The organism is Acinetobacter sp. YH12255, assembly GCF_013417355.1.
In the GTDB taxonomy this organism is placed as follows: domain Bacteria; phylum Pseudomonadota; class Gammaproteobacteria; order Pseudomonadales; family Moraxellaceae; genus Acinetobacter; species Acinetobacter pseudolwoffii.
This window is the reverse complement of the sequence record NZ_VPEC01000033.1, coordinates 1-13,222: the sequence shown is the minus strand read 5'-3', so window position 1 is coordinate 13,222 and position 13,222 is coordinate 1. Positions and strand designations below refer to the sequence as shown.

Genomic DNA, 13,222 nt, shown 5'->3' with positions numbered 1-13,222 from the left:
TAATGTTGCAAAAAGTTTTAATTGCAAACCGTGGTGAAATTGCTTTACGCATCACCCGGGCTTGCAGAACTTTAGGGATCAAAACCGTAGGTGTCTATTCTGACGCAGACAAAGACCTGATGCATTTGCGTTTCTGTGATGAAGCCGTGTGTATCGGTCCGGGTGCGAGCAGTGACAGCTATCTGAATATTCCTGCGATTATTACAGCTGCTGAAATTACTGGCGCAGATGCCATCCATCCTGGTTATGGTTTTCTCGCTGAAAATGCTGAATTTGCAGAAATCGTAGAAAATTCTGGTTTTATCTTTATCGGTCCACGTCCAGAACATATTCGCTTAATGGGGAACAAGGTTTCTGCCATTATTGCCATGAAAAAAGCGGGTGTACCAACTGTACCGGGCTGCGACCATGCCGTAACCATTCACAATGCACTCGCTGAAGCGAAAGAGATCGGTTTCCCGCTGATTGTCAAAGCTGCTTCTGGCGGTGGTGGTCGTGGTATGCGTATCGTAGAAAATGTCGATACCCTGCTCGAATCTGTTCAGGCTGCACAGCGTGATGCGGAAATGTGGTTCGGTGATGATACGGTCTATATGGAACGTTTCCTGCAAAAGCCACGTCATGTCGAAGTCCAGGTACTGGCTGATGGTAATGGCCACGCGATTCACCTCTATGATCGTGACTGCTCGCTACAGCGTCGCCATCAAAAAGTACTGGAAGAAGCGCCAGCACCGAACTTACCAGAGCAAGCACGTGCCGATATTCTAGAAGCCTGTGTCAATGCCTGTAAACTGATGCAATATCGTGGTGCAGGTACATTCGAATTCCTGTTTGAAGATGATGGATTCTTCTTCATTGAAATGAATACGCGTGTTCAGGTTGAACATCCGGTAACTGAAATGGTAACCGGTATTGATATTATCGAACAGCAATTGCGTATTGCTGGTGGCTTAGGTCTCGATATTCAGCAAGAAGATGTTAAGGTTTTAGGACATGCGATTGAATGCCGTATTAACGCAGAAGATCCATCAACCTTCTTGCCTTCACCCGGCAAGATTGAGAGCTTCTATGCACCAGGCGGCGCAGGTATCCGCTTAGACTCGCACATCTACCCAGGCTATAGCATTCCGCCGTATTATGACTCGATGATCGCCAAACTGATTTCGCATGGCAAGGACCGTGAGACGTCTATTTCTCGCATGAGAAATGCCTTGGAAGAAATGATTTTGACTGGTGTTAAAACCAACATTCCTTTGCACAAAGATTTAATCCTTCAGGATAAAAACTTCTGCAAACAGGCAATGGATATTCATTACCTAGAGAAGCATTTGTTAAAGCAGCTTGAAGGTGCTGAAGACAAAGCTTAAATCAAAGCTCATAAAAAACCGCTGTCATTCAGCGGTTTTTTATTGTTTGCAATCTAAGGCAATACGCGTCTGAGGACGGCAAAACATTGCTCAGCTTTTTCATTGGCACAGAAATTAATCGTATAAGAGTTTTGCCATTTCACAAAATACTGTGAAATTTCACCAGATTGGTCAACTTGGTTACCCGAGCAGTCTTTTTCATTATTATCATATTTCACTTGCAGAATTAGTGCGGGAATCTGCTGCGAAGGGTCTTGTGCGGGTTGATAATCATATAACCCTGATGTCCATTCGTCGCCACTTTTGATCACAACATTATTATTTCCCTTAAAATTATAATATTCGATGCACTTTTTATTATTCGGAATTTCCATCCCCCACAAACCGACAATTTCCGGACGGGTTTTAACAGTAAAGGTATTTGGAATTTCAGCAGTTTTAACTGGAGTATTCTCTGATTTTTTATTTTCTGTCGCCATTAGCCAAGGTGAGCTCATGATTAAGATAAGGCTAAGACATGTTTTTTTCATATTTACTGGCATCTTTTTAACAATTAATTCTAAATTATCATATTTATTGGGATCATGTCCCACTCTAACGCAATTTCAATACAGAGTCAGAAACTATTTATCACATTGTTTAAAAACATAGATTTCTTTTCTGATTTTTTTTGTATATATTTCGTATATAAGAATCTTAATAGTTCGTATTAATAACAGATTAATCAAACAATAAAATCATATTTTGGGTCAAACTTAGTTGCTAAACAAAGTGATCATTCACACTTAAAAATTTGAATATAGGATTTTAAATTTGCAATTAGCTCGAATAACAGAAAAACAATTAAATCATGAAACTCATGCTTATTTCGTTATTGTTTTTGCTGTTTTAGTATGTTGTCTTATTGGGATCGCAACCAGACCGCTAGAGTATCTGGCCTTATTATGGCCGGCGAACGCGGCTTTGCTGGCCCTATTTTTACGCTTTCCACATTTAAATAATCTGGGAGGCTGGTTAGGCGCGTTCAGTGCTTTTATGTTTGCAGATCTGGTCACCGGGAATGGTTTACTGCATAGCCTGTTTCTTACCCTTTCCAATTTGATTAGTACCATTGTTTCGATATTTTTTATTCGATATTTCAAGATTAATTACAAATACTATAATACCGGTTATACCTTTGTTCATTTATTTGGCATCTTCGCTTTTGCAGGCTGTCTGGCCAGTGCAGCCTTTGCAGTTCTCACCTTGCCGAATCTACCAAATTCATTCATGACCAAAGAAAATTTATGGATTGATTTTGGTCTGTGGTGGACCGGAGAAATGGTGAATTATATTGTGTTTCTCCCTTTAATCTTGGCATTCCCAAGAATAAAAGACCTGCAGTATCTATTTAAAAACCGTCGTCAAAAACGTAATTATTTCAGCTATTTTTTACCGGCATCTTCAGTCGTGGCCTGTGTCATCATTACCAATATTTTTTCAGGTCCGGGCGCCCTGCTCTATCCTTTGGCTGCGCTGATCTGGGCCGCATTAACCTATCGCCTGTTTAGCATGACACTGATTAATGCGTTTGTGACTATTTTAACCTATTACAGCCTGACGCAGTTTTATGCCACAACGCATGACACCTTGGCAGATTCTACGATTTATATTTCGCTCCGGATCGGGCTGTTTATGCTGGCCTTATCTCCGCTCATCCTGTGTATTATCAGCCAAAACCGCAATGAACTGTTTAAACGGGTTCTCTATCTGGCCAATCATGACAGTCTGACCCGCACCATGAACCGTCATTTTTTCTTTCAGAAAGGTGAATATTTACTGCAATATGCCAACAGAATGGAATTTTCGGTCATCATGCTGGATATTGATCATTTCAAACGTCTGAACGATGATTTTGGCCATCATGTCGGTGACAAAGTGCTGCAACATTTTGCGGAAATCATTCGCTGCAATTTACGTGCTGAAGATCTGTTTGCACGAATTGGTGGGGAAGAATTTGTGCTGTTACTCTGGAACACCGAGCCTTTTGAGGCTAAGGATATTGCAGAACGCATACGTAAACGTGTAGAAAAAACCCCGATGCATCAATCAGATGGTTCAGATCTCTACATTACCGTGAGTGTAGGGATTACCCATCAAAATGAACCACAATCACAAGACCTGCAACACCTGATCAATATTGCGGATCAAGCCTTATATCAGGCCAAACATCGTGGACGTAATCAGGTGGTACTTGCATCTTAAACTAAAATCATCTACAACCTTGAACAGCATTAACGCTAGGGAATGGCAATGAAATTAGAAGAATATCTACAATATGACGGTTTAGGACTGGCTGAACTGGTCGCCAATAAACAGGTACATTCCAGTGAACTTTTATCCGCTGCCTTAGAGCGTAGCTCAATTGCCAATCCCGAACTGAATGCTATTATTATTCCCATGCATGAGCATGCATTAAAACGGACCCAGCAGAATTTATCCGGACCTTTTGCCGGTGTGCCTTTTCTGGTCAAAGACCTGTTTCAGGAATATGCAGGTTATCCAACCTCTTATGGCTGTCAGGGCTTAAAACGGATCGGTTATATTGCCGAAACCAATGCCGAGATTGTCAATCGTTGGGAAAAAGCTGGAATTGTCACTTTTGGCCGTACCAATACGCCTGAATTTGGCATTAAAGGGATTACCGAACCAGATGCCTGGGGTAGCTGTAAAAATCCATGGAATTTACAACATAATAGCGGCGGCTCTTCGGGTGGCTCGGCTTCTGCTGTGGCTGCCGGCATTGTACCAATTGCGGGTGCAGGCGATGGCGGCGGTTCGATACGTATCCCCGCTTCATATTGCGGGCTGTTTGGTCTAAAACCAAGTCGTGGCCGTACCCCCTGGGGGCCGCAAATGAGTGAGGCCATGCATGGTGCAGCGATTCAGCATGTCCTGACTAAAACAGTGCGGGACAGTGCTGCAATGCTGGATGCCACGCATGGTGAAGATCACAGCTCGCTATTTAAGATTCAGCGTCCACAGCATCATTATTTGGATGTGATTCAGCAACCACCGAAAAAACTGAAAATTGCCTTTAATCCCCATTCTACCATTGGCACGCCTGTCTCTCCGGATGCTGTGAAAGCCATCGAACAGACGGCCAAACTGCTGGAATCTTTGGGACATGAGGTGGTTGAAGACCGTCCGGCCATCGATGGCATGCAACTGGCCAAGGATTTTATTACCACCTGGTTTAGCCAGTTTTCATTTATGCTGGATGAAATCCAGAAAGGCTACTCGTCTAAAGCGAAGGATTTTGAACTGGACTCTTTAGCACTGGCGGCTTTTGGAGCTAAAACCAGCGCACTTGATTATATCCAGAACCTGAATAACTGGGGCCAGTACGTGACCCAGATGAATCATTTCTTTGATGATTATGATCTGTATCTGACGCCTGCAACCGCAACCGTCGCACCGAAAAATGGCGAAGTCAAAACACCTGCATGGCAGAAGCCAATTTTAAAGGCTTTATTGGGTATAGGTAAGGCCCATCTGCTGGCACAAGGTAAACTGGTCGATCAGATTGTCAAAGAAAACCTGAAATGGGTACCTTTTACTCAACTTGCCAATATTACCGGGCTTCCAGCCATGTCAGTACCCTTGTACTGGAATGAACAAAACCTGCCGCTCGGTTCGCAGTTTATTGCACCCTTTGCCCGTGAAGACCGGCTATTACAATTAGCTGCTCAACTGGAACAGGCACAGCCTTGGGTTCATCAGTACGCCAAAATTCGGATCTAAATTTTAAGCATCAGAGGCATCATGAAGATATCTTTGATTGCTCAACTTTATTGGGCAACCCAAAAATCAATAACAAACCAAACAAAGTCGATGCGGCGGCAAACATAAAGATGGTTTCTCCGCCAATTTTATCCCAATAATAGCCCGCCAGAATGCTGCCACTTGCTACGCCTAAGCCCCACATGGTGCTATATAAAGCCTGTCCACGGCCTTGCTGTGCAGCAGAGAAGTTCTGGAAAATAACCCGCATGGCGATCATGTGAAATAAACCAAAACTCAAGGCATGAATCGTTTGGGCAAAAAATTGTGCCACAAATACAGATGGAAATATGCCTACAATCAGCCATCTGAAGCCAGTCATCAACAGGCAAAGTATCACCAGATGACGCCATGACCAGCGTGTCAGAAAGAAGGTAGCATAAGCAAACATAATAATTTCAGCAATAACCCCAATGGACCAAAGCAATCCGATCTGACTGCTACTAAATCCCGCCTGACTAAGATAATTACTATAAAAACTATAAAACGGCGCATGTGAAAACAGCATGATCAGTTCAATCAGAAAAAAGCTGTATACAACCGGGCGCTTGAAAATCGGCCAGAGGGCTTCCAGCTTTTTCTGTGCAATAGGCGCCGCCGTGGGTTCTTTAATGCTAAAAGACCAGAGAAAAGCCAGAAATGAAATACACAGCAATAAAACTGGAAGCATGCTAATGCTGATAATTTCAAAGATGGCGCCCAAGCCAAATACACCGATAATAAATCCAACCGAACCCCATTTCCGGACTTTGCCATAAAGTTCTGCTCTTTTTTCCCCGAGCCAGAATAGAGTCACGCCTTCAAATTGTGCCAAAATCGCATTTTGAAAAAAGCTGAAAATCAGCATCAGTAAAGCCACTGACTGAAAGCTGTTAGGAATGATAAATATCATCAACCAGATACAGGCTTCCATCCAGGTGGCAATCCGTACCAGCAACATGCGCTTACCAGATTTATCTGCAATCCAGCCCCAAATAAAAGGCGCAAAAAACCGAGTGAGAATCGCAATAGAAGATAAAACACCGATTTCCTGATAGTTAAAGCCTTGATCTTCCAGATACAGACTCCAGAACGGCATGAATGCGCCCACAATCGCATAGTAGAAAAAATAGAATCCTCCCAGTCTGGTACTGATTGCAAGTGCTTGCATTAGATTGTATTCCCTTGCATCTTCAATGGCTTATAAATACTAATAGTTGCGTCATATTGCATTGAATTGCCCTTACTTGCTGTTCAAAGGTCTACAAATCCACAGAAAATATATTTTAAAAAAATTTGTAGAGTGCACCCTAAGGCACGAAATTTTCGTAAGTTTATGGCTAAATGTGGCTAAAGTAAAAAATCAATATTGAAAGGCATTTACAATACGTAAAAACATGAATCTATTTTTATAAAGCAACCTCGGATAAAAAATGGGAATATTTTTAAGAAGGAGTTATTTCAATTCACCTTTGATACTTAATAAAGCAAAGTTACGGGAATATTGAATACTTTTGAAATAAAAACACGCTTTAAATCTTCTCTCCAAATAGCTAAGCCACTGATTTAAAATCTTCAATCCTCTATTTAAGAGGCCTATTTTTAGAACTAAAATACTCATTGTGGAGTTTAGGTATCGAAGCAATATCCGATAATTCCATTGACTTCGCACTTTAGTAGACAAATCATCTACCTGCACCATAATTCAAAAATATGCCGAAATATGAATAAGATATAAATCTCGAAATCCTACATATCGCTACACTCGCATCTCTAAATCATCTCATTGTAAGTGCTTTTAATATGCCATTCTAGGCAGGTCGAATCTTCGACAATTAAAATTGAGAAACTTATGTTAGTTAATACAAATACTGCTCAAAAAGCGTCTTTCAATCAATTTTCTAATAATGCGACTGAGAACAAACCTAAGCCAAATGAGCAAGAGCAAAAACCGAATCAAGGAGAGCCAGCTCCTATGACCAAAGAGCAAAATGATCAAAAAAATCAGGCGGATAAGAAAAACTCATAATATTATGTTGAATTAATAAAAGAAGCCTATCTCCCTGATAGGCTTTTTGCATTCAAAAGATAAACATTTTCCATAAAAGCCTGAGAAATAAAAAAGCCCATCCTATGATGAGCTCTTTAATCCAATAGATCTAATTCTTACGAAGCTGCGAATTCTTGCAGTACAAATTGTTTTACACTTTCATCAAAATTTGGTCTGGAAAGAGCGAGCTTGCCATTTTTCATAGATTTATAACAATAGCTTGCGGCTACGCCTACACCAAACAAAGTCAACAACTTCATTGCTCACCTCATTAACTGTCAGATTTGAATACAAAAATTAGCATTCAAATGTGTAGTTTTCCAACTTAATTTAGAGTGTTTTTTGTACTCCATGTTAATTAATGTATGGGTAGAAAATAACAAAGCTGACCATTGGATAAGCTGTTCTAACGTCAAAACCTAATTGTTGATGTGCATATCAGCCCAATTAAGGAAGCTGTTTTTATCTGTAAATTTAGGTGCAGAACTTATGCTCAGTATTTCTTTATTTCCAAATTTACCACTAATGTTATGGAATGCTTGGACTTTAAATTCCTGAGGCTCTCCTTCGTGCAGCGTTCTAAAATACTCTACTGACTTATCAAACTCACTTTTCTCTTTAAAGCCAGGACGTTCTTTTAAAAACTCATAAACTTGTTCTAGAGCGGGTAAATAATTATTTCTAGGCATTCTGTATTCTCTAAAATTATGAGTTTTATTGTGAATGCCTATTCTGAATTAATAGTGATAAGAATGTTTAAGCTTTTCTTACCGTTTATGTAACCCTTTCTTCTTTCAAGCAGTCACGACATACTTTCGCTTCTTTACCATCCGCTTGGCATTCGATTTCTGTGACACCATGAAGACCGAATAAACAAAAGATAAAATGCAGCATGACCTTTCTGCGCAAAAGATAGCTCCTTCAGGCAAAGGAGGCAAAACTGGAAATAAAACTATAGCAATGGAATCTGGGCGCTCATTTTATCGAAGATTGTTTTTCATCCATTGGCGAAAAATTACATTCATATTCACCATAAAAATTCCGTTTCCAGACCCAACTACATTTACGATTTCGAATTGTTTTGAGGTCATCATTCTTATAGTTTAATTGTTATCGCAGATCAGAATGCTAAGCAAAGAGGTCGGTCATGTGTTCAAACTATGAATTCCCCTCAAAAAGTCAGCTCTCTTTATTAGATCTTCATGCAGAACAACTTGAATTGAACATGAAATCACATGTTTACCCCTTAGCACCTGCTCCTATCATGATGCGAGGTGCTGAGGGGTTTGAGTTAGATATTGCACGTTTCGGACTGATTCCCTTTTGGGCGAAAGAATTAAAATATGGTCGACATACTTACAATGCCCGAACTGAAACAATAGCGTCCAAGCCAAGTTTTCGACATGCCTGGAAAAACAACCAGTTTGCTTTAGTGCCCGTGGATACTTTCTATGAACCTAAATATATCGATGGAAAACCGCACTGGTTTGGTATTTCACGTGAAGATGGCAACCCTTTTACCGTTGCAGCCATTTATGATGATGTGCTCATTGAGGGTGAAAAAATCAGATCATTTTCGATGCTGACTATAAATTCCGATCAACACCTATTGATGAAACAGTTCCACCATCCAGATGACGAGAAGCGCTCGATTATTGTGATTCCTGAAGAATCACGCCATGATTGGTTATGCTGCGATCATGAACAAGCTCATGAGTTTTTCTTTGAAATGAGAGATGAGTTTAGAGCGAAACCCAGAGATCACCGGTTGTCGAAAAACTAAAAGCCCTAAAGCAAGTTAGGGCTTTTAAAATGTGAAAGAGCTATTTTTGTTCTCTCAATGGATTTTCCGGTTCTGCATTGGGTTTTTTCTCTGGCTTCACGCCCTTATACGAATCCTGATTGCCTTTATCATCATTAGATTCTTTTTGCGGATTTGATTCTTGCTCTGATTTATTGGTCATGTGTATCTCCTTTATCGATCCATTAAGAAATAAATATGACATCTGATCCTAAACATCAATATTATTTATGTTTCACATTCACTTTTTAGAAAAGCAAACTTTTCTGGAGGCGCTCTCACCTTTCACGACACTTGAAATTTAAATAATCAAATGAGCAGCGCTACCTGATTAGACAGCACAGCATGGAAATATCAGCTTAGGCGGGCATCGATTAAAAGAAAGTATCTGCCGATACATCAAAGCGCTCAGACAAAGCCTTGATATGACGGATATTCAGCTGACGTTTGCCATTCAATATTTCTGAAATTACTGATTGTGTCGCGACATCAGACAAGTCTGCTTGACTAAGCCCGTGTTGCTCCATCAACAAGGCCAAAGCCGTTCGTCCATCACCTTCTGGCATGGGTAGATGTTCATGCTCATACGCCGAAACCAGATCACCCAGTTGATGAATAAGCCCCATTAAAGGATGTGATTCATCATCGCCGACAATGTCCAAAAGCTCATCCAGGGCTTCAGTTAGTGTATGAAAGTCATCCTCATTTTCCGGCTTGCTGAGCAATGGTGCAACATAACGCCAGTGATCAACGGCCTGTTTAATCATTGCATTCATTCTAACCTTCCTTCCAATGACCTTTATCATATTCATGGTGAGACAAGACATGGCGAATATAAACGCGTTTTGCCTGATACATCACCACAGCAATCAGCCGAAGCTTGTTTCCACCGATATCGAATATATGAAACTTTCCAACCTTATCTACTGCGGGAAAGAGTCTCTTCATCTCAGCAAAATCCTTAGGATGATTGGCCTTCATCAGTCGATACCAACCATCTAATGCCGTTCCAGCCTGTGGCCACTTTTGCGTTGCTTCAAGAATTCGAGCGTGGGTGATCACATGCATATATTTTATCGCATTTTGCTATATTTCTAGTATATATAAATTATCGCATTTTGCAATATATTCTTATCCGGCTATTTTAGTTCTCAATTTTAATCATTAATCGACATGTAATCCTATTTAAATCATACTCTCATAAAGTATAGACTGTGACCCGTATCATTTAAATCCAGTTGAGTTCAATCGTTATCTTGGATTTTTATTATAAAAATTTCACCCACAAACAAAAACCCCGCCAACTGATGATTGAACGGGGATTGAGCTTCATTAACACATCCGGTGAATTGGAGCATTATTCAATATCTTTCAAGCAATCACGACACTCTTTCACCTCTTCATGATCACAGGTGTAATTGATTTCAGTCGCACCATGAAGGCCAAATAAACAAAATATAAACTGGATCATGCTTTTCTCCTGAATGTAACAAGCTTAATCAGTGATTAAGCTTGTATTGATTTTAAGACTCAATAACTCGATACGGAATAATCGGATCACGACCTGAGTAATAACTTAACCGCCTGAATACATTTCACAATTTAAGCAAAGTTAAGTTTTTGGCATTTAAGTTCGTGCAGGCTCTTCACTTTTAGTCTTTTGATCCTTCTTACAATGATCATTGCCCATCATATGACACATTTTTTCTTTGCAAGATTTAAAACAACAACCTACCATCACGCCCATGCCAAATGCACATATACATCTCATCATAGCTTTGCCCTGTCTTTTTATAAAAAGAGATATATAAATACCATCTATTCATGTAATGTGGTTCCGTTAATTAGACCACTCAATTCAGTTTTATAAGTGATAAATCCGCTCTAAATATTTAAATTATGCTGCCATTACTTTTAGTAAATGTTGATCATAAAATTCATCCGGTGTTGCCTTATTCAAACTTGAATGAGGACGTATCATGTTATAAAAATCCAAATATTCAGCAATTGATTGTTTCGCTTGTTTAACCGTATCGTAAGCCTTCAAATAGACTTCCTCATGCTTCACGCTGCGCCATAAACGCTCAATCATTACATTATCCATCCATCGTCCTTTCCCATCCATACTGATACGGATATTTCGCAATTTTAACTCATTCAAAAATGCCTCGCTTGTGAATTGACTGCCTTGGTCTGTATTAAACACCTCAGGACAACCATATTTCACAATTGCTTCTTGCAACGCATCTATGCAAAAGTCTGTTTCCATACTGATCGATACTCGATGAGCCAGTACTTTACGACTATGCCAATCTATAATTGCACACAGATAGACAAAGCCTTTAGCCATAGGAATGTACGTGATATCTGTACACCAGACTTGATTAGAGTGATCGATGACCATGTTTTTCAACAGATATGGGAAAATACGGTGTGCAAGATTAGGCTTACTGGTATTGGGTTTTGGATACAAGGCATGTATTCCCATCAAGCGCATTAAACGTCGGACTTTACGCCGACCTATTTGATGTCCTTGACGCTGTAGCATATCTCGTATCATTCGACTGCCCATAAATGGGTAGTCGAGATGAATTTCATCGATTAGACGCATCCAACTCAAATCAGTTGATGAAATCTCTTTGGGCTTGTAATACAACGTACTGCGATTGATTTGAATCAATTGCGATTGTTGTCGTACCGAAAGTTGATGGGTCTTATCGATCATTTTTTGCCGCTCAGCTGCCCTATTTTTCTGAGCGCACCTTCTAAAAAATCAATTTGCAATGCCTGATGTCCTATCTTGGCATGTAGAGCTTTGAGGTCAATCTCAGGTTCTTGTTGTGCTGTTGGTCGTGAAAAAATATTGACTGATTGCTCAAGCAGTTGATTTTTCCAATCGATGATTTGGTTTTGATGTAAATCGAATTGAGTAGAAAGTTCAGCGAGTGTGTGGTCGCCTTTAATTGCTGCGAGAGCAACTTTAACTTTAAACTCTGCTGAATGATTACGACGTTTTCTTCGTGTCATGGTTGACTCCAAAAACAAGCATTTCCCATGCTTATTGGGGAGTAGATTATCACTTATAGGCGTGGTCTAAAATCCTAGAACCACATCACATGTTTCACTCTTGAGAGAATTTTCAGGCTTTATGTTGTATATGAAAACTTATGTGAAAGAGAATAATTAAAGTAAAAAGCTCTCATTGAGCAATCCGTGTTTATAAACAAGAAAAAGCCTGCTTAACTCTCCTAAATTAAGCAGGCTTTATAATGTGCTGATTTTCTAATTATTTTCATTAAGTTTTTGGAATGAAGCCAAGATATCACTGGCCCAGCAGTCAATCTGTGTGTGATATATAGAGGCTATGTTTCTAAATGTGCAATAAGCGTTACTTTTCTTAATTGAATGGCTTTAATTTAGGCAAAATATATTTTATTCGTTAAATTTTATGCTTAAGAGAAAACAGATGGACACTTTAGATCAATATGCATAACAATAAATTTGTTCATTTTTTAGGATAAAATTCCCTGTTGCTGTACTGTATGTGAATATCAGGAATTTTTGACTTCTTCTAAAGTTGGTAGATGACTGCTTTCTTTTTGGCTATTTCTCTCTATAATTTTTGATATGACAAATAACAAGATTTTGACATCATGATAAATCGTATACTGATTACTTTATTGATAAGTCTGACAATAAGTGGCTGCCAAAAGCAGCAAGCCGACAGTTCAGCGGAACCTGATCAAGCCCTCAAAGCCCAATTTGAACAATCAGATAATCAACTCAGTGCTTATCTGGACAAACTAGATTCTTCCAGTATTAGTCCAGAAGAAAGAACACGCATACTCTGTGAACAATATCCTAAAGAATATAAAACTCGTTATATGCCGGCTTTATTAAAACTTATGCCTCAGGAATATACAGAAAAAGGACTGCTTACAGATTTAGACAATGCCTTAAGCTTTTATAAGCAGAAAGCCAATATCCAGTGTTAATTCATACTGATTAACGTCTATAACCAAATTTTTACCCTAAAAAAACCGCCTGATTCAGGCGGTTTTTTTATGAACGTACAGGGCGAATTCAAACATGAGGTGCGACAGTTTCAAAAGCCTTATGATAATCAACAAGCTGAGCAAATTTCTCTAATGGTGTAAGCCAATCTAACGCTTTTCTAGGGCGAGTATTCAGTGACATGGCAAC

Annotated in this window: 14 protein-coding genes and 1 pseudogene; 6 read left to right on the top strand and 9 right to left on the bottom strand. The window is 39.6% G+C overall.

Features of this window, described 5'->3' with window-relative positions; all coding sequences use genetic code 11:
* Nucleotides 1–2: 2 nt before the first annotated feature.
* Nucleotides 3–1,367, top strand: coding sequence for an acetyl-CoA carboxylase biotin carboxylase subunit (gene accC, locus FTV30_RS12415; RefSeq protein ID WP_100355002.1), 1,365 nt, complete (start codon nucleotides 3–5; stop codon nucleotides 1,365–1,367).
* A gap of 53 nt (nucleotides 1,368–1,420) precedes the next feature.
* Here the strand turns inward: accC and FTV30_RS12410 are convergent, their stop codons facing one another.
* The gene (locus tag FTV30_RS12410; protein ID WP_171486399.1) at nucleotides 1,421–1,864 is read right to left on the bottom strand and encodes a hypothetical protein; all 444 of its coding nucleotides are present in this window, start codon (nucleotides 1,862–1,864) and stop codon (nucleotides 1,421–1,423) included.
* A 316-nt stretch (nucleotides 1,865–2,180) separates the two neighbouring features.
* Between FTV30_RS12410 and FTV30_RS12405 the strand changes: the two genes are divergently transcribed.
* Nucleotides 2,181–3,611 (top strand): diguanylate cyclase, encoded by a 1,431-nt coding sequence (locus tag FTV30_RS12405; protein ID WP_180001703.1) that lies wholly within the window; start codon nucleotides 2,181–2,183, stop codon nucleotides 3,609–3,611.
* Between the two features lie 48 nt (nucleotides 3,612–3,659).
* On the top strand, nucleotides 3,660–5,150 hold the full coding sequence (locus FTV30_RS12400) for an amidase (RefSeq protein WP_180001702.1): 1,491 nt from the start codon (nucleotides 3,660–3,662) through the stop codon (nucleotides 5,148–5,150).
* Between the two features lie 19 nt (nucleotides 5,151–5,169).
* Here the strand turns inward: FTV30_RS12400 and FTV30_RS12395 are convergent, their stop codons facing one another.
* Nucleotides 5,170–6,339, bottom strand: a complete 1,170-nt coding sequence (locus tag FTV30_RS12395; protein WP_180001701.1) for an MFS transporter — start codon at nucleotides 6,337–6,339, stop codon at nucleotides 5,170–5,172.
* A 681-nt stretch (nucleotides 6,340–7,020) separates the two neighbouring features.
* Here FTV30_RS12395 and FTV30_RS12390 point away from each other — a divergent pair.
* On the top strand, nucleotides 7,021–7,197 hold the full coding sequence (locus tag FTV30_RS12390; protein WP_180001700.1) for a hypothetical protein: 177 nt from the start codon (nucleotides 7,021–7,023) through the stop codon (nucleotides 7,195–7,197).
* A 137-nt stretch (nucleotides 7,198–7,334) separates the two neighbouring features.
* On the opposite strand, the gene FTV30_RS12385 is transcribed toward FTV30_RS12390, so the two are convergent.
* A complete protein-coding gene (locus FTV30_RS12385) occupies nucleotides 7,335–7,478 on the bottom strand; it encodes a hypothetical protein (RefSeq protein WP_005171065.1) in 144 nt (47 codons plus the stop codon).
* Between the two features lie 159 nt (nucleotides 7,479–7,637).
* Entirely contained in the window at nucleotides 7,638–7,907 is a 270-nt protein-coding gene (locus FTV30_RS12380) for a hypothetical protein (protein ID WP_180001699.1), read from the bottom strand.
* Between the two features lie 458 nt (nucleotides 7,908–8,365).
* Between FTV30_RS12380 and FTV30_RS12375 the strand changes: the two genes are divergently transcribed.
* Entirely contained in the window at nucleotides 8,366–9,001 is a 636-nt protein-coding gene (locus FTV30_RS12375) for an SOS response-associated peptidase (protein WP_074382826.1), read from the top strand.
* A 40-nt stretch (nucleotides 9,002–9,041) separates the two neighbouring features.
* Here FTV30_RS12375 and FTV30_RS12370 read toward each other — a convergent pair whose 3' ends face one another.
* From FTV30_RS12370 to FTV30_RS12355, 4 genes are all read right to left on the bottom strand, one after another.
* Nucleotides 9,042–9,182: a hypothetical protein gene (locus FTV30_RS12370; RefSeq protein WP_005096816.1), complete on the bottom strand. Its 141-nt coding sequence runs from the start codon at nucleotides 9,180–9,182 to the stop codon at nucleotides 9,042–9,044.
* A 211-nt stretch (nucleotides 9,183–9,393) separates the two neighbouring features.
* Nucleotides 9,394–9,795 carry a type II toxin-antitoxin system HigA family antitoxin gene (locus FTV30_RS12365; protein WP_005096813.1) on the bottom strand — a complete coding sequence of 134 codons (402 nt, stop codon included), beginning with the start codon at nucleotides 9,793–9,795 and terminating at the stop codon, nucleotides 9,394–9,396.
* 1 nt (nucleotide 9,796) lies between these two features.
* On the bottom strand, nucleotides 9,797–10,087 hold the full coding sequence (locus FTV30_RS12360; protein ID WP_180001698.1) for a type II toxin-antitoxin system HigB family toxin: 291 nt from the start codon (nucleotides 10,085–10,087) through the stop codon (nucleotides 9,797–9,799).
* A gap of 829 nt (nucleotides 10,088–10,916) precedes the next feature.
* Nucleotides 10,917–12,046, bottom strand: a protein-coding gene (locus FTV30_RS12355; RefSeq protein ID WP_100607972.1) for an IS3-like element ISAcsp5 family transposase whose coding sequence is annotated in 2 segments (ribosomal slippage) — nucleotides 10,917–11,794 and nucleotides 11,794–12,046 — 1,131 coding nt in all. Because the reading frame shifts where the segments join, the coding sequence is not laid out codon by codon here.
* Between the two features lie 626 nt (nucleotides 12,047–12,672).
* Between FTV30_RS12355 and FTV30_RS12350 the strand changes: the two genes are divergently transcribed.
* Nucleotides 12,673–13,014 (top strand): hypothetical protein, encoded by a 342-nt coding sequence (locus FTV30_RS12350; protein ID WP_005096809.1) that lies wholly within the window; start codon nucleotides 12,673–12,675, stop codon nucleotides 13,012–13,014.
* Nucleotides 13,015–13,102: 88 nt separating this feature from the next.
* Here FTV30_RS12350 and FTV30_RS12345 read toward each other — a convergent pair.
* Nucleotides 13,103–13,222 (bottom strand): annotated as a pseudogene (locus tag FTV30_RS12345) (IS30 family transposase); the annotation flags it as partial.

Coding starts and splice junctions, on each gene's coding strand:
- FTV30_RS12380 (WP_180001699.1), bottom strand. CDS start 7,907: ATGCCTAGAAATAATTATTTACCCGCTCTAGAACAAGTTTATGAGTTT.
- FTV30_RS12350 (WP_005096809.1), top strand. CDS start 12,673: ATGATAAATCGTATACTGATTACTTTATTGATAAGTCTGACAATAAGT.
- FTV30_RS12400 (WP_180001702.1), top strand. CDS start 3,660: ATGAAATTAGAAGAATATCTACAATATGACGGTTTAGGACTGGCTGAA.
- accC (WP_100355002.1), top strand. CDS start 3: ATGTTGCAAAAAGTTTTAATTGCAAACCGTGGTGAAATTGCTTTACGC.
- FTV30_RS12395 (WP_180001701.1), bottom strand. CDS start 6,339: ATGCAAGCACTTGCAATCAGTACCAGACTGGGAGGATTCTATTTTTTC.
- FTV30_RS12390 (WP_180001700.1), top strand. CDS start 7,021: ATGTTAGTTAATACAAATACTGCTCAAAAAGCGTCTTTCAATCAATTT.
- FTV30_RS12365 (WP_005096813.1), bottom strand. CDS start 9,795: ATGAATGCAATGATTAAACAGGCCGTTGATCACTGGCGTTATGTTGCA.
- FTV30_RS12410 (WP_171486399.1), bottom strand. CDS start 1,864: ATGAGCTCACCTTGGCTAATGGCGACAGAAAATAAAAAATCAGAGAAT.
- FTV30_RS12360 (WP_180001698.1), bottom strand. CDS start 10,087: ATGCATGTGATCACCCACGCTCGAATTCTTGAAGCAACGCAAAAGTGG.
- FTV30_RS12375 (WP_074382826.1), top strand. CDS start 8,366: ATGTGTTCAAACTATGAATTCCCCTCAAAAAGTCAGCTCTCTTTATTA.
- FTV30_RS12370 (WP_005096816.1), bottom strand. CDS start 9,182: ATGACCAATAAATCAGAGCAAGAATCAAATCCGCAAAAAGAATCTAAT.
- FTV30_RS12385 (WP_005171065.1), bottom strand. CDS start 7,478: ATGAAGTTGTTGACTTTGTTTGGTGTAGGCGTAGCCGCAAGCTATTGT.